At 44.8% G+C, this 15989-nt stretch carries 16 protein-coding genes; 11 read left to right on the top strand and 5 right to left on the bottom strand.

Features of this window, described 5'->3' with window-relative positions; all coding sequences use genetic code 11:
* Window positions 1-18 precede the first annotated feature (18 nt).
* From N2317_01065 to N2317_01085, 5 genes are all read left to right on the top strand, one after another.
* A complete protein-coding gene (locus N2317_01065) occupies window positions 19-423 on the top strand; it encodes a cobalamin B12-binding domain-containing protein (protein MCX7816087.1) in 405 nt (134 codons plus the stop codon).
* A gap of 10 nt (window positions 424-433) precedes the next feature.
* Window positions 434-1405 carry a methylmalonyl Co-A mutase-associated GTPase MeaB gene (gene meaB / locus N2317_01070; GenBank protein MCX7816088.1) on the top strand — a complete coding sequence of 324 codons (972 nt, stop codon included), beginning with the start codon at window positions 434-436 and terminating at the stop codon, window positions 1403-1405.
* Window positions 1406-1489: 84 nt separating this feature from the next.
* Window positions 1490-2047 carry a cob(I)yrinic acid a,c-diamide adenosyltransferase gene (gene cobO, locus N2317_01075; GenBank protein ID MCX7816089.1) on the top strand — a complete coding sequence of 186 codons (558 nt, stop codon included), beginning with the start codon at window positions 1490-1492 and terminating at the stop codon, window positions 2045-2047.
* 74 nt (window positions 2048-2121) lie between these two features.
* On the top strand, window positions 2122-2625 hold the full coding sequence (locus tag N2317_01080; protein ID MCX7816090.1) for a DUF2284 domain-containing protein: 504 nt from the start codon (window positions 2122-2124) through the stop codon (window positions 2623-2625).
* A gap of 20 nt (window positions 2626-2645) precedes the next feature.
* Window positions 2646-2840, top strand: a complete 195-nt coding sequence (locus N2317_01085) for a hypothetical protein (protein ID MCX7816091.1) — start codon at window positions 2646-2648, stop codon at window positions 2838-2840.
* Between the two features lie 30 nt (window positions 2841-2870).
* Here N2317_01085 and N2317_01090 read toward each other — a convergent pair whose 3' ends face one another.
* On the bottom strand, window positions 2871-3704 hold the full coding sequence (locus tag N2317_01090) for a hypothetical protein (protein MCX7816092.1): 834 nt from the start codon (window positions 3702-3704) through the stop codon (window positions 2871-2873).
* Window positions 3705-3894: 190 nt separating this feature from the next.
* Here N2317_01090 and N2317_01095 point away from each other — a divergent pair, with 190 nt between their 5' ends.
* Together N2317_01095 and N2317_01100 are read left to right on the top strand one after the other, a co-directional pair.
* The gene (locus N2317_01095; protein ID MCX7816093.1) at window positions 3895-4818 is read left to right on the top strand and encodes a 3-keto-5-aminohexanoate cleavage protein; all 924 of its coding nucleotides are present in this window, start codon (window positions 3895-3897) and stop codon (window positions 4816-4818) included.
* A 157-nt stretch (window positions 4819-4975) separates the two neighbouring features.
* The gene (locus N2317_01100; protein MCX7816094.1) at window positions 4976-6331 is read left to right on the top strand and encodes a TIGR00366 family protein; all 1356 of its coding nucleotides are present in this window, start codon (window positions 4976-4978) and stop codon (window positions 6329-6331) included.
* Between the two features lie 47 nt (window positions 6332-6378).
* On the opposite strand, the gene N2317_01105 is transcribed toward N2317_01100, so the two are convergent.
* Both N2317_01105 and trkA read right to left on the bottom strand, forming a co-directional pair.
* On the bottom strand, window positions 6379-7827 hold the full coding sequence (locus N2317_01105; protein MCX7816095.1) for a TrkH family potassium uptake protein: 1449 nt from the start codon (window positions 7825-7827) through the stop codon (window positions 6379-6381).
* The gene (gene trkA / locus N2317_01110) at window positions 7827-9185 is read right to left on the bottom strand and encodes a Trk system potassium transporter TrkA (GenBank protein ID MCX7816096.1); all 1359 of its coding nucleotides are present in this window, start codon (window positions 9183-9185) and stop codon (window positions 7827-7829) included. Before trkA ends, N2317_01105 begins: the two co-directional genes overlap by 1 nt.
* Before the next feature lie 136 nt (window positions 9186-9321).
* Here trkA and N2317_01115 point away from each other — a divergent pair, with 136 nt between their 5' ends.
* Together N2317_01115 and N2317_01120 are read left to right on the top strand one after the other, a co-directional pair.
* A complete protein-coding gene (locus N2317_01115; GenBank protein MCX7816097.1) occupies window positions 9322-10758 on the top strand; it encodes a sodium:proton antiporter in 1437 nt (478 codons plus the stop codon).
* 14 nt (window positions 10759-10772) lie between these two features.
* Window positions 10773-11360, top strand: coding sequence for a hypothetical protein (locus N2317_01120; protein MCX7816098.1), 588 nt, complete (start codon window positions 10773-10775; stop codon window positions 11358-11360).
* On the opposite strand, the gene N2317_01125 is transcribed toward N2317_01120, so the two are convergent.
* Together N2317_01125 and N2317_01130 are read right to left on the bottom strand one after the other, a co-directional pair.
* Complete coding sequence (locus N2317_01125; GenBank protein MCX7816099.1) at window positions 11338-12078, bottom strand: RNA methyltransferase; 741 nt, start codon at window positions 12076-12078, stop codon at window positions 11338-11340. The genes N2317_01120 and N2317_01125 overlap by 23 nt on opposite strands.
* Window positions 12079-12080: 2 nt before the next feature.
* Window positions 12081-12917 (bottom strand): hypothetical protein, encoded by an 837-nt coding sequence (locus N2317_01130; protein ID MCX7816100.1) that lies wholly within the window; start codon window positions 12915-12917, stop codon window positions 12081-12083.
* A gap of 264 nt (window positions 12918-13181) precedes the next feature.
* On the opposite strand from N2317_01130, the gene N2317_01135 reads away from it, so the two are divergent.
* Together N2317_01135 and N2317_01140 are read left to right on the top strand one after the other, a co-directional pair.
* On the top strand, window positions 13182-13904 hold the full coding sequence (locus N2317_01135; GenBank protein ID MCX7816101.1) for a DnaJ domain-containing protein: 723 nt from the start codon (window positions 13182-13184) through the stop codon (window positions 13902-13904).
* Window positions 13905-13996: 92 nt separating this feature from the next.
* Entirely contained in the window at window positions 13997-15988 is a 1992-nt protein-coding gene (locus N2317_01140; protein MCX7816102.1) for a cation:proton antiporter, read from the top strand.
* Window position 15989: the final 1 nt, after the last annotated feature.

Consider the following 15989-nt stretch of genomic DNA (forward strand, 5'->3'; position numbering starts at 1 on the left):
AAAGGAGGGGTTACAACCATGGCAGAGAGAAAACTTCGTGTGATGGTGGCTAAACCCGGTTTGGACGGTCACGATCGAGGCGCCAGAGTATTGGCCCGTTGTTTCCGAGATGCAGGATTTGAGGTCATCTACACCGGTTGTCATCAGACGCCTGAACAAATAGCGAATGCAGCCATTCAGGAGGACGTCGACCTCGTAGGGTTGAGCTGTCTGTCCGGAGCTCATCGTTACCTGTTCCCCGAGGTAAGGCGATTACTAGACGAGAAAGGTGCGAGCGACATCGTTGTAATAGGAGGGGGAATTATCCCGGACGTTGATCTACAATACCTTTATGACAAAGGTATAAAAGCCATTTTTACGCCAGGTGCGCGACTCGACGATATTGTGGATTGGATCAAAAAGAATGTACAACCAAGAGGCTGAGAGAGCGAAAATGGATAAAGTAAATAAGATCAAGGCGGGAGATGTGAGAACAGCCTCCCGCCTCATTAGAAATTTGGAAGACGGTATTCAAGAAGCACGGGAAACCATAAAACACATATTCCCACTTACGGGGAAAGCTCAAGTTATAGGGGTCACAGGCTCTCCGGGAGCAGGAAAGAGCACACTGGTAGACGGTTTAGTAGGGTGTTTCCGAAAGAGAGACAAAAAAGTTGGTGTTCTTGCTGTGGATCCCAGCAGTCCTTTCTCCGGAGGAGCTTTGCTGGGGGACAGGGTGCGGATGCAAAGACATGCAAATGATCCAGGCGTGTTTGTTCGCTCCTTAGCTACGAGGGGTGCTCTTGGAGGACTGGCAAAAGCGGTGGGAGACGCCATCCATATCATGGATGCTATGGGAATGGATGTGATCCTCGTGGAAACTGTAGGAACTGGCCAACAGGAAGTGGACATCATCAATCATTCCCATACAGTGATTGTGGTTCTCGTGCCGGGTATGGGCGACGACATACAGGCTATTAAAGCAGGGATTATGGAAATTGCTGACATTTTCGTCATCAATAAGGCCGACCGAGAGGGTTCTTCTAAACTCAGAAGAGAGATTATGGCCATGTTGGACATGGCACCACCTGAATCTTTTGCGGCGGGCTGGAAACCTCCGATTTTACGTGTGGAAAACGCCTTTGAACCTGAGGGTTTTGGAAAGAGTATAGAAGAACTTACAGAAACGGTTATAAAGCATTACGAGCATCTCGTGGCTCACGATCTCCTTGGTTCAAGAATAAGACGCAAAGCTGCGGTGGAACTCAACGAAGCTATACGGACATGCATTCTCGAACCTGTTCTGAACCGTCTCGTCGCAGCGGGAGAGATAGAAAACATGATACAGCAGCTCGTTGAGAGAAAAACGGATCCCTATACCCTTGCGGAAGACGTAGCAAGACGTTACCTTAAAGAGTGTTTTTAATAACCTATATGGTTTAACGCACAGAAAAAACAATGGCCCGGGAATCTCCTTCCCGGGCCTTTCCACAAAAAAGGGTGGTATCGTATGTCCCAAAACATAATCGAGGAAACTGTTGCAAAGTACAACCGCGGCATTGTCTACGTGTTAACCGGCAACGGCAAAGGTAAAACGACAGCCGCTATTGGCCAAGCGTTACGATCAATAGGTCATGGCAAGAAAGTAATGATGATTCAGTTCATGAAAGGGAAAAAATACGGTGAAGTACTCGCGGCAGAAAGGCATCTTCCAGAATTCACCATTCTTCAGAGTGGCCTTGATAGTTTTGTAATGAGAGGAAACCCGGCTCCCGTGGATGTGGAACTTGCACGTCGGGGGTTGGAACTAGCACGAAATGCCACATTATCGGGAGAATACGATCTAGTAATTTTAGACGAAATTAATGTAGCTCTAGATTTTCAGCTTATACCCGTGGAAGATGTGATTAAACTTATAAAAAACAAACCCCCCCATGTTGATCTGATTCTCACAGGACGTTACGCACCAAAGGAAATCCTAGACATAGCAGATACGGTAAGCGAAATATTGGAAATAAAGCATCATTATAACCAGGGCATCAAAGAACGGGCTGGTATGGAGTTTTAGGTTTGAGGGATCTCGGGAGAAACAAAGTTACTGATAAAATCATGGAAAAGCTAAAATCAGAAGGGGTGTCCCAGGTGAAACTAATTCCCGCGACATCCGTGATAGTGGATGAAAGGGTTCGCTTAAAATGCCAAGTACCCCTCTGCGATAGTTTCCATAAAAACCTCATGTGTCCCCCTTTCGTAATATCCGTTGACGAATTCCGTCGTGTCCTTAAAGCATACAAAAGGGGACTCTTATTACAGGTCACAGCTAGAATCGGAGAAAAAGGTAATAACCGGGAAGAAGTGTATACTCATGCCAGGCGCCTTCACGAAATCGTAAACATAGGAGAGAGAGAGGCATTCCATCTGGGCTTCCGCTTCGCTGCTGGTTTCATAGGAGGTTGCTGCCACTTGTGTGAGCAATGCGTGGCTGTCGAGGGAAGTAGAATGTGCCGCCACCCCTTCCGTGCTCGTCCATCCATGGAAGCGGTAGGTATTGACGTTCAGGCCACTTTAGAAGCTGTGGGACTTTCCCCTTCAGTTTTCCCAATTAACAATTATGTTACCTGGACAGGTCTTATTCTTTTAGATTAGTATCTGATAAGGAGGTCACTATGAGCGTTTTAAAGGAGGCAGGTATTCCCATAGGACGTATGCTCTTCATCCCAAAGGAGGAAGGATTAACAAAAGAAAACCTTGAAATCGAAGCAAATGGCCAATATCAGCTCATTGAAAGACCAGACTGCTTCATCATAAAAAACGCAGAGTGTTGCCGTAGCATTCTGGTAAAAGTTAGCAAAAAGGACTGAAAACTACATAAAAATCTTCTGAGATACAAGCTACCCTCTCAAGTAGGGGGGTAGTTCACTTTCTACTTTACCACGGAAGTTACATACCATACGACAGGATTGGCAGGGACTCTTCAATGCCGTAAGCGGTGGCTCACCTTTTATCTTCTCCTCTATAAAACGGATACACTTTTTTACATCACTTTCTTGACCTTCCACAATCAATGTTACTGCCCCCTCCGCACCGCCCCACCCTCCGGAGGCCACATGCACAGCATTTAGTCCAAAAAGAACATCAATTGCTTCCAGTTCCGTAAATGCCCGCCCATCAGAAATACACGCAATTCCCACAGATGCCCCTATCGTCATACTCAGATTTGCGATACCCCCGTAAAGTGCCGCCAAGGGAACAGATGGTATCAGTTTCTCCAACCCAACGGGAAAGATTATCTGTAACCCTCTGGCCTTCATTGCCATGTAGAACTGGCCCATTGTTCCACCTGTGGGACTCGCCATAAGCACACCGATATTACCCTGGGCATCGATGGCATTCCCACCTTTAAGTAGTACGTCCCCTGGTCCCAGTTTATCCAGAACCTCGCCAGGTTCCACCTCAAGCACCTGCCCCCGGTAAAAAACTACAGGCTTTGTCCTCTCACTCTGTCCCAAAGCACAGAGCACACCCCGTATCACTTGACCAGCTACGTAACCCTCCTTTCTAAATTCTGAACCTAAAAGCTCCTCCAGTATGTAACCATTTGTTGACCCTCTAGCAACGAGAAGATATCCCTCTTCTTTAGCCTGTTTCACTTCCGGCAGTCTTACCAAACCTTTAGCAATCAACCTTTTCGACTCTGCAGGAGTCAACGTAAATAGTGCCTGCACGATTTATCCCCCTATACTTAACTACTATCTACTTGCGGTGTATCCTAAAGTCAAGTGAATCACAACGAAAAAGGTTGATTTTTTATACACCTTAAAGTAAGGTGAACCTTGTCCTTAAGATGTCTGAATACCCTTCGATAATAGATTCAGAACGCAATTGTACAAAAAACACAATTACCGGCGAGGTTCCATGAAGGAAAAGGCGATTATTACTGCGGCCATCACGGGAAGCATCCACACTCCGGGAATGACACCTTATCTCCCCATTACACCAAAGGAAATAGCAGATGAGGCCGTAAGGTCATACGAAGCTGGGGCAGCAATATGTCATATACATGCTCGCGACCCACATACGGGACGACCGTCTCCCGATATAAACATTATGCGTGAAATTATCACATCCATCAAAAGCCGATGTGATATAGTAATCTGCGTCACCACCGGAGGTGGTCTGGGTATGACAGTCGAAGAAAGGGTACGCCCCGTGTCTGTCTTTAAACCCGAACTTGCTTCCTTTAACGCCGGATCCATAAATTTTGCTCTTTTTCATACCTTACAGAAATACAAAAACTTCAAATTTGACTGGGAAAAACAGTACCTTGCAATAACGGAAGACTTCATCTTCCCCAATACTTTCAAATCCATGCGCGAGTTCGCCCGAATCTTTGCTGAAAGTGATACAAAAGCAGAATTCGAAATATACGATGCAGCAATGGTAAACAATGTCGCCTTCATGATCGAAAACGGTCAGACAAAAAAACCTGTCTACATACAGTTCGTGATGGGTGTACTAGGCGGCATTACTCCCAGTCCAGAAAACCTCAGATTTTTGGTTGAATACTCAAAAAAATTGATTGGAGAATTCGAATTCTCGGTTTGTGTGGCCGGTCGTGCCCAATTTGCCATGTGCACGCAGGCCCTTCTCCTCGGCGGACACTGCAGGGTGGGACTTGAAGACAACCTCTACCTAGACAAGGGGAGATTAGCAAAGAGCAATGCCGAGCAGGTGGAAAAAATCATCCGCATTGCCAGAGAGTTGGGCATTGAACCAGCAACACCAGAAGAAGCCAGAAAAATACTGGGGTTAAAAGGAAAAGACAAAGTTAATTTCTGAATTAATCGGTTGATTTTCCATTCTTTTACTTGTATATAAATAATGTTCTACCTGTGACTGCGTGAGGTTAGCCCATGAAAATAATGCGTAAAAGCCCGCCTCGTTTTGGGGTGGGCTTTTTTACGCCAAATATTTTTCAAGGAGGAGGTGTAGTGTTATGATAAGGAGACTTGCGCAGTTTTTTACGTACATCATGAGGCATTTCCTGCCTGATGCTTACCTTTTCGCCATTTTATTAACCTTTCTATCCGCCATCCTGGCCCTTCTGTTCACCGAAGCGAGTTTCATGAAGGTGATAACAGATTGGGGTAAGGGGGTCTATGGCATTGTGGCGTTTGCCATGCAGATGGTTCTCGTTCTTGTTACAGGTTACTGCCTCGCACTTACGGTTCCTGCGAGAAGGTTTCTCGATTGGGTAGCCTCCCTAGCCACCACTCCAGTTAAAGGCGCCATGATCACGGCTTTTGTTGCAAGCGTCGCCGGATTTATAAACTGGGGTTTTGGTCTTATCCTCGGCGGATTTTGTGCATTGGAAATCGCCCGGAGAACTAAAAAATCCGATTTTCCAATTCTAATTGCCGCCGCATACACTGGTCTAGGCATATGGCACATGGGATTTTCCGGTTCCATTCCTCTGCTTATTGCCACGCCCAAGCACACCATGAACCTGATAGAGAAAGCAAGTGGGGTTGTAACGCCAATCAGCAATTCAATCCTAGCGCCGTGGAATATTATTCCAGCCATCTTTCTCCTGTTAACCATTCCGCTTCTTTTCTACTTCATGTACCCCCGGGAGGAAGATCGCCATTACCTTACCTCGGAGAAAGCCGAAGCACTTCTCGGTGAAACAGTACATGTAGAAAGACCAGCAGAGCCCACACTCGCAGAAAGAATAGACCACAGCTACATTATCAATGGAATATTTGCTCTTATGGGTGTAATTTACCTATACAACCACTTTAGCACTAAAGGACTAGATTTGAATCTTGATATAGTTATCTTCCTCTTCTTCATGGCCGGTGTTATACTCCACGGAAAACCCATAAACTACGTCCAGGCCATGAACATCGCAATAAGGTCCTGTGGTGGTATTGCCCTGCAATTCCCTCTCTACGGCGGTATCATGGGAATCATGATAAACACGGGATTAGCCAAGGTTATAGCCAACTGGTTCGTGACCATATCCACCAAAGAGACATTTTACATGTTCCAGTACTGGGCAGCTGGATTGATAAATATGTTTGTTCCATCAGGTGGAGGACAGTGGGCCGTTCAGGGTCCCATCACCGTCGAGGCCGCAAAGATGATGAATATTGATATGGTAAAATCATCAATGATGGTGGCTTGGGGTGACCAGTGGACAAACATGATACAACCTTTCTGGGCTCTACCGCTTTTAGGATTGTCTGGTCTCTCTGCACGGGATATCATGGGTTACACCACCATGGTACTTATATGGATGGGTATAGTGCTCAGCATAGTTGCTCTCGCGATGGGATTTGGATACTTCTAAACCTAAAATTAAAAGAGGCCGCTTCTCTTCACGGAAGCGGCCTCTTCTCATCTACGCCAGAAAGCAGGAACTATAAGTACAATCACCGTATAGATCTCCAACCGCCCAAGAAGCATACAGAATATCAATATCCACTTGCCCGTCTGTGGAATAAGCGCGAAGTTGTCCATTGGTCCCACAACCCCCAGACCAGGACCAACGTTACCTAAACAGGTCGCTACAGCCGCTATAGATGAAATCATGTCTAGGCCAAGAACGGCAAGAAGTAGTGATGCCATAACAAAAATAATAAGGTACAAAAGAAAAAAGCCCCATACGCTTCTGAGAATGTGCTGAGGTACGGGAAGGTTTCCGAACTTAACCACAGTAGTAGCATGGGGATGAATGATCCTCACTATCTCTAAATAGGCGTGGCGAACGAGCAGAATAAAACGCATAATTTTTATCCCTCCCCCTGTAGAACCTGCCATACAACCTAAAAACATACAGATTAGAAGGATATACTGAGAAAAGACAGGCCACTTCTCAAAATCAACTGTTACATACCCTGTGGTTGTAATAATGGATACAACTTGAAAAATAGCTTCCCGAAAAGATTCAAAAAAACCTTTCTCCATTTCCAAAAAAAGATCGATTGTCACTGCCCCCACAAAAAAAAGAACCATGCATAAGTACGTTTTGAACTCTGGATCCTTCAGATATACACGTCGGTTACCCGATATAAACCTGTAATGGAGGGTAAAGCTCATTCCCGAAATGAACATGAAGAAAACAAAAACACATTCGGTGTAATAACTTCCGAAAGCACCAATACTGGCATTTCTCGTGGAGAAACCTCCCGTGGGCAGTGTGGTAAAGGCATGGCAAACCGCCTCAAAAAAAGTAAGACCACCGAGGAGCAGAAAAAAAATCTCAAAGAGAGTAAAAACAACGTAGATCTTCCACAGTGCTGCAGCTGTCTCAGCAATTCTGGGAGTCAGTTTATCAACAACAGGGCTTGGAGTCTCGGCCTTGTAAAGCTGCATTCCCCCAACACCAAGAAATGGCAAAACAGCAATGGTTAGAACAATAATGCCCATCCCCCCAAGCCACTGTGTCTGAGATCTCCACAGTAGTATCCCTTTGGGGAGAACCTCCAAGTTGGTTAGAATGCTTGAACCTGTGGTTGTGAAACCAGAAACACTTTCAAAAAGGGCATCAGTGAATGATGGTATCGAACCGGAGAGGATATAAGGTAGCGTTGCAACAAGACCTGAAACAATCCAGCCTCCAGCTACTACCAGTACACCGTCACGATGGCTGAGATAATCATCCTCTTGTCCCCGGCTTAAAAAATACAGCAAACTACCAATTGAGATTGTTAAGAGGAATGAAAAAAACAGAGACGTCACACAACTTTCCTCGTAAAAAAAAGATACACAGAGAGGGAGAAGCATAAAAACACCCAGAAAAATAACAAGCATGGCAATAAGACGAGAAATGAGTCGGAAATTCATTAAAAGTATTCCAGTTTCACAGTTAAAAGTTTTTCCAGCTGAGGAATGGCCTTCTGCACTGCAAAAAGAATGAGATGATCGTGAGGCTCCACAACCGTTGAACCGCTAGGTATGATTATCTCATCTCCACGAATAACAGCTCCCAACATAGCTCCTGGGGGGAACTTTATGCTGTGAAGTGGAACATTAACAATATCTGAGGTTTCCATTGCTTCTGCCTCAATGGCCTCAGCCTGCTCCTCCCTCAAAGGTGCTACAGAAATAATCTTCCCCCGACGGATATACTGAAGTATCTCCCTTACCGCGGTCATACGAGGATTTATAACAGTATCCAAACCCAGAACAGAGACAACGGGAATGTAACTGAGCTTGCTCACCCTGGTAATTGTCATAGCAGCTCCGAGATCCTTCGCAAGAAGAGAGATTAGCACGTTGCTCTCTTCATCACCGGTCACCGCTATTAGCAAATCCATCTGACTTGCATTTTCCTCTCTGAGAAGATCTCTATCGGTACCATCACCACGGATGACTATAACCTTTTTCAACTGAGTAACTACCTCTTTGCAACGTGCTCCATTCTGCTCAATTATCTTCACATTTAGATTTCTATCGTCAAGAGCCCTGGCAATAGCCATACCTGTTTCACCGGCACCAACGATCATAATGTTGCGCACGGGTTTGATCTTTCCCTGAACACACCTCAATATTTGGGGAACTTCCTCAGCACGCATCACAAAATAAACAAGATCGAGAGGCTGAATAACATCCTTCCCGCTGGGAATAAGTATTCTATGCCCCCTCACAATGGATCCCACAAGAATATTGGCGCCCATTTCCTTAAGGTCACTGAGCTTTTTTCCAACCAAAGGTGAATTCGGGGCGATTAGAAAACTTATAAGCTTTACTTTCCCCCCCACAAAATCAATAACCTCAGAAGCCCCAGGTACTTCAAGTAGTTTCAACACTGTATCCACAACCATACGACGAGTATTAATAACGAGATCAATACCCAATACGTCCTTACCGAATAAATAACTTTCCTCCAGAAATTCCTGATTTCTCACCCGTGCTACCTTTATCACATGCTTGTTCAAATTTCGGGCCAGCAAGCAGGCAATGAGATTTGCCTCATCGGAGTCCGTGGCAGCAACCAAAAGTTCCGCCTCCCTGATGCCAGCTTCCCTAAGCATCCGCGGGCTTGTTCCAGAACCAAGCAAGGCCTGAACATCTAAGTTCTCACTTACCCTTCTGATCTTCGCCGGATCTTTATCAATAATAACTACATCGTGCTCCTCTTCAGATAGCTTCTTAGCTATGTGGTATCCTACCTCTCCAGCACCAATGATGATTATACGCAAGCAAAAACCCCCTTACTAGCATTAAATGCAGCTCTTGCAACAAGGATATTTCAATGTCAAGCCTCTTTAGTAATCAAAAATTACGCCTTTTTCTCCTTGACATACAAATCCCATTTAACATACAAGGAGCGGCCGTATGGGAAAAATTATCCACACTATATTTCTCCTTTTGTTGATTACACCCAGCCCATTAGGCGCTGCGGCAAACCCAGAGAGTATCGGGAAGGCTCTCCCTTTATGGTCCGTTCTTCCATTCGTGGGTATCCTTCTCTCCATCGCCCTTTTCCCCCTATTGAAACCAGAATTCTGGCATCACCATTACGGAAAAGTAGCAGCTTTCTGGGCTCTAATATTCGCCTTACCTTTTCTTTACTTTTTCAGAGAAACAGCATTTCATGAAATTATACACATACTTCTCATAGATTACATACCGTTTATCATACTTCTGTGGGGACTATTTACCATTGCGGGCGGCATCGTATTATCAGGCACTATAAGAGGAACTCCTACAATCAACACCATACTACTTCTCATAGGCACCTTTCTGGCCTCATGGGTAGGCACAACCGGAGCCTCAATGGTCATGATCAGACCTGTTCTCAGGGCTAATCGCTACCGTGTAAAAAAAGCCCATATTGTATGTTTCTTTATCATTCTCGTTTCCAATATAGGTGGTTCCCTCACTCCACTGGGTGATCCCCCTCTTTTCCTGGGTTTCTTACATAACGTGCCATTCTTCTGGGTAACAACTAACATACTCCCCCATTTTGCCTTTACCTCTCTAATAATTCTTACCATCTTCCATCTTCTGGATATGTGGATGTACAGAAAGGAACACACTGCAAGAATGGAAATGCAAACCAAAGGTGAACCCTTGCGCATCCAAGGAACTTACAATTTCCTGTTCCTCGGTGGTGTTGTGGGAGTAATACTTCTTAGTGGGTACTGGAAAGCAGGCCATATTAACGTACTGGGTGTGGAAATGGAAATTCAGAACATCGTTCGCGATGTGGTAATTATCATATTGGGATTACTATCTCTCCTTTTGACCCCAAAAGAACTACGTGCGGCAAACGATTTTTCATGGGGACCTATACTGGAGGTGGCCAAGTTATTCGCTGGCATCTTCATCACTATAGTTCCCGCACTGGCTATACTACGGGCAGGCACTGAAGGAGCTCTGAGAGACCTGATAACGCTTATACAAAATCCGGCGCATTACTTTTGGGCAACAGGTATTCTTTCATCCTTCTTGGATAATGCTCCTACATATCTTACCTTCTTCAACATGGCTCTGGGCAAACTACAACTAACGGAAGCCATGGTTCCCGCTGCCTTAAAGGTTGGGGTAGAAACAACAAATCTCCAGTTCATTCATTATCTTGAGGCCATATCCGCAGGTGCTGTATTCATGGGTGCAAACACGTACATAGGAAACGCTCCAAATTTCATGGTAAAAGCCATAGCTGAAGAGGCGGGTGTAAATATGCCTTCTTTTTTCGGTTACATGTTTAAATACTCAATCCCCATACTGATACCCACATTCGTGGCGGTATCTTTGATCTTTTTCTGAATGGAGTAGCAAAGATGTACAAAACTTACACTAAGGTTCTAATTTCTGGGAATAAAGATTACGTAAGAGGCTTCTTAGAAGGGTTCTTAGCGGGGAGAAACTTAAAAAGCGATATATTTTTCGGGGAAGATTTAAACCTGTCCGTTCAAGAAACAAAAAGCATAATAGCTCACTTAGTAGATCTTGAAGAAGAACGTTCCTTCGTAGTTATGGAGGCTCTTGCTTTTGGGATTGTGGAAGAGGAGATCGACAAAGGTCACATCAAGCCCGCCTTTGAAATAATAAAAACGGAACCATTTAAGGAAGCGCAATTTGATTTTTCCATTCACACCTTTTCACAGGACACGGGACAAGAGATAAAGGATCTCATAAATCAATACTCTTCCAAAATAGACATCACTCCCACCTCGCCCATAATAGAAAAAGTTCTTCCGGAAGGAAAAGGCATAGAAGCATATGCCCCTCTCCATGACTATGAATTATTGTACAGAGGTCATGCTAAAGGTCTTCCCGGAGAGATTCTTAATTTTGCACTGAAGTTGAACCGCTATGAAGTTGTTACCTTAGAAAACTGGAAATTTACGAACCACGATCAGGATTAAGCGCCCACGTTATCTGCCTTAAAATACCCCTTATGACCTTCACATCCCGCGCATAAAGATGAGTTCTTGAGAAAAATCTTCGGAGATGTCGCATGCCATGCTCAGGATTCTGAGGGTTTAGAAAACCGATGTTGCAAAGAACTTCTTTCAATTGAGTGTACATACCTTCTACTTCCTGAACCGTCGCTAACTTTGGTGTGAAACCTCCCTTCTCTGGTAGTGAAGCTACAAATATCTCATAACACACTATCATAACCGCGTGGGAAAGATTTATAGATCGAAACTCATCGGAAACTGGGATAGTCACAACCGCATGACACAATTTCAGTTCTTCATTGCTCAAACCCTTATCTTCAGAACCAAAAACAATGGCTACTCTGTTATTCTGAGAGATATCCGCGATCTTTTTGGCAGCCTCCCTGGGAGTAATGGCCGGTCCCCGTGCTGCTCCCAAACGCGCTGTTGTGCCTAACACGTAGTTAAAATCTGAAAGGGCATTCTCGAGGTTATCTGCATACTTTATACTATCCACGATATCGGCAGCAAAACGTGTAGCCATTATAACCATCTCTTCCCTCGAAAAGGGACCAGCTTGCGAAACGATAAGACGATGGATACCCATGTTTTTCCCACATCTTGCTACAGAACCCACATTACCTGCGTAACGAGGCCTCTGCAAAACAATGGCAACGTTATCTAAATTTGCTCTCCTCTCCATACTCACCATCCATCATCCAATGGGGCACCAGCGAGCCGGAAAACATCCTGCATCCATGTCGAAGGTTGAAGTTCATTCTTCATCTGGATCGTAAGCTCTGGCACAACCATCCACTGACCTGTGGCAAAAGCCACAGGTTCAAGAATCCTACCGTTCTTAAATGCCAATACACCCCCAGATGACCAGAAAAACATTCTCTCGGGGTTCTTCCCTCTAACCCTTTCACCTTGTCCCCACACAACGAATTCATCTCCCACAGTTAGTGGCCTGAAAAAGTCTACCTGAAGTCTAACTGTCACCGCTCCCTGGGCAACACACAAAAAACCACCCCATGCCATCGTCTCATCTACAGCAGCAAGGAGAGCCAGCGGATGCACCTCACCTTCACCAGACCGAAACAGGAAAAAATTCTCCATATCTTTCTCATTGAATCCCACAGGACAATAAACCTGCTTTCTCCCCTCGGGAGAAACAAAACAGTAAAAACGCCTGTGCAACCCTGGGGCTTTTCTCTTCTCACCGCATACGAAACAGTTTGCATAGTATGGCAAGGGCAGTAAACTACTTTCCAGATCGCCAAAAGTGAATCCGTTGAAATAAATTCCGGTTTCAGATGATGGAATATCCTTTAAAAAATGAATACTTCCCGTCAGGTAAGGATCGTCGTTTCCTTCAGCGTAAATATGCCCTTCAAATACTCTGTCCCCGGGACTGATTTCCACTCGAGCCCAATCTCCCGTTGTAAGCCGGGCTCCACCCCAGCGGAATTCCCCTCTCCACGGGTAAATCCACTTCTTACAACTCAAAAAAATAGAGACAAGCTCCACAATAATACCCATGGACACCCCTCCATGGGGGATTCCCTTCCACCCCTCAAAACGATCATCCATACAAAGATGAACGGTGAGGGGCGATGAAACCACTGGCTTCAAAAAAACATCACCGAATAGGAAATGTTCAACAAACGAAGACATACTAGAGCAGAGACCTTTATTTAAAAGTTATACTATCTCAAAACGTATGTCAAAGGAAGGCATATTGGTTATTCACCCCAACTTTAATCTTTTCAGACCGGGCTTTTTCTGCTATGAAACACAATGCCTATGATTGAACAACAAATAGTACGTAAAACGAAGGAAAAAAAAGTATACCGTTGTCTTTCCTGTGGGACAACCGAGAACATGGGGCGCCGTAAATACTGTTCTCCTGAGTGTCGCCAGAAGCTTCGTTTCAAACTGCAAGCCCGCGTTGGTCTCGTGCAAGCTCTGAATACACGTTATGCGACTTTCTACTTCTCAGACGAGATGATAATCATGGACATCCTTCCCTACGGATCCAATGAGATATTTAGTTTTCTTTACCCGCGATCACAGGGAAAAAAACCGGCAGAAGATTTCAGCAAACTAGCCAATATACTGGGAAACCTGTGGTGGGAAGAGAAGAAGAAGACAAATAAGCGCTACATGGCGTCAAAAAAAGTGCTTTCCTGTGCACAGAAGAAACCAGGAGCAATTGAAGAGGTAAGACCTCAGTTTTATAGTATACTAACCTTAAAAAAACAAGCACTTGCCGAACTTAAAATCGAAAAACATCAAATCAAATTCCCGGAACTTAAGAACATTATAAAAAACGCATACAGAAAACAGGTAAAAGCCCACCACCCTGATATGGGTGGCGATGCAGAAAGGTTCAGAAAAATCCAACAGGCATACGAAAACCTCATGAGGTGGGTGGAGAATCCAAAAATCAAACTAAGAAGAGGGTTCCCTGACAAATGGTTCTATGATGGAGAGAAAAACCGTTGGATTCAACCTTTATCTTTGTAACACCCCCAATTAGACTTGCTAACCCCGAAAGTACAACGTACAGAAACGTGAATACCACGGTTTTCACCCAAATTCGTTTATAGCACCTGAGTATGTATCCAAGTATATTAACAGATATAATAACCATATTCGGGTTATCCGTTGCCGTAATCATAATTTTCCACAAAATCCGCATACCACCCGTCGTTGGTTTTATAGTTACCGGCATACTTGCCGGTCCTTTCGGGTTGCAATTGATCGAATCATCCGAAAGAGTAAACGCACTTGCAGAGGTGGGAATAATCGCTCTTCTTTTTACCATAGGTTTGGAATTTTCCTTGAGAAATCTCTCCCAAATTGGTCGGAGCATAGCGATCGGTGGAACCACCCAGGTTACGGCAACTATTCTCGCGGGAATGCTCATTTGCATTATTCAAGGTTACCCCTGGGGTCAGTCACTCTTTTTTGGATTCCTCCTCTCTCTCTCCAGTACTGCCATAGTTATGAAGGTAGCCCAGGATCGGGGAGAAATAGAAAGCCCACACGGTCGAAGTGCTCTGGGTATACTGATATTTCAGGATCTCATAGTAATACTGATGATCCTTATTTCTCCCCTGATTGCAGGATCCCCTGGAGATCCATCAATTTCCCCTCTGGAAAAAATACTAAAAGGCATAGTTGCTGTTCTAATAATTGCCGCCTCAGCAAAGTGGTTTGTCCCTTATCTGTTACTTCTCGCCGCAAAAACTAAAAACCGAGAGGTATTTATACTCACGGTCATCATAATCGGCTTAAGCATTGCCTGGTTAACCCATATGGCTGGTTTATCTCTTGCCCTGGGTTCGTTTCTTGCAGGACTAATAATATCTGAATCAGAGTACAGCCATCAAGCTGCCGGTAATATTCTGCCCTTTAGGGATGTGTTAATGAGCTTCTTTTTTGTCTCCGTAGGTATGCTCATCAACATGGAATTCCTTTTGAGGCATGCCGCTCTTATAGGTCTCTTGATAATGTGCGTGGTAGTAATGAAGTCTTTAACGGGAACCATTGCCGTTCTTTTTCAGGGACTACCGCCGAGAACTGCAATAATAGCGGGGATGTATCTGAGCCAAATCGGAGAATTTTCCTTTATCTTAGCTAAAACAGGCGTTGAACAAGGTATACTCACAGAAACCTCTAACGCCATATTTATCTCCGTTTCCGCCCTCACCATGGCCCTTACACCTCTGACAATGGAGCTGGCCCCAAAGGTTGCAATACAATTCCTCAAACTACCACTGCCCAAATCCCTGAAAAACAAAACCTATACTTTGACTGATCACATTCCACCCAGCATGAAGGATCACATGATAATAGTGGGGTTTGGCTTAAATGGCCGCAATGTCGCTCGGGCAGCAAGGATAGCGAAAATCCCATATATTATCGTAGAGATGAATCCAGAAACGGTTCGGCGGGAAAGAAAAACGGGAGAACAGATAATCTTTGGGGATGCTACAAGTGAAGAAGTTCTGAAATACGCGGGTATCAAAAAGGCGCGCACAATGGTAGTAGTTATCAATGACGCCGCTGCAACCCGCCGCATAACAGAACTCGCCCGCCGTCTCAATCCGAAACTCCACATCATCGTACGTACGAGGTTCATAGGGGAAATGGACTCACTTTACAAGCTAGGTGCTGATGAAGTAATTCCTGAAGAATTTGAAACTTCTGTGGAAATCTTCTCCCGGGTCCTTCGCCGGTATCTGATCCCCAAACCTGAAATTGAACGCCTCATCTCAGAGATAAGGGCCGACGGTTACGAGATGTTTCGCACCATCTCCAAGGAAGCGGCAACCTGCATGGATATTAGAGTGTGTCTTCCAGATACAGAAATAGCCACTGTCCGGCTTGAGAAAAAAGCTTACGCCTCTGGAAAAAACATCAACGACCTGGCACTTCGCAAGAGATTTGGTGTAACAATCTTGGCTATTCGTCGTAATGGTTCTATGATACACAATCCCGATGCGAATACTGTGCTCATGGAAGGTGATGTACTTGTTCTTTTTGGAGAACCCTTTCAGATAAGCTCCGTTTTACACCTATTCACGGAACCCATGGATAGATAAG

The organism is Syntrophales bacterium, from assembly GCA_026417625.1.
Taxonomy (GTDB): Bacteria; Desulfobacterota; Syntrophia; order Syntrophales; family UBA8958; genus JAOACW01.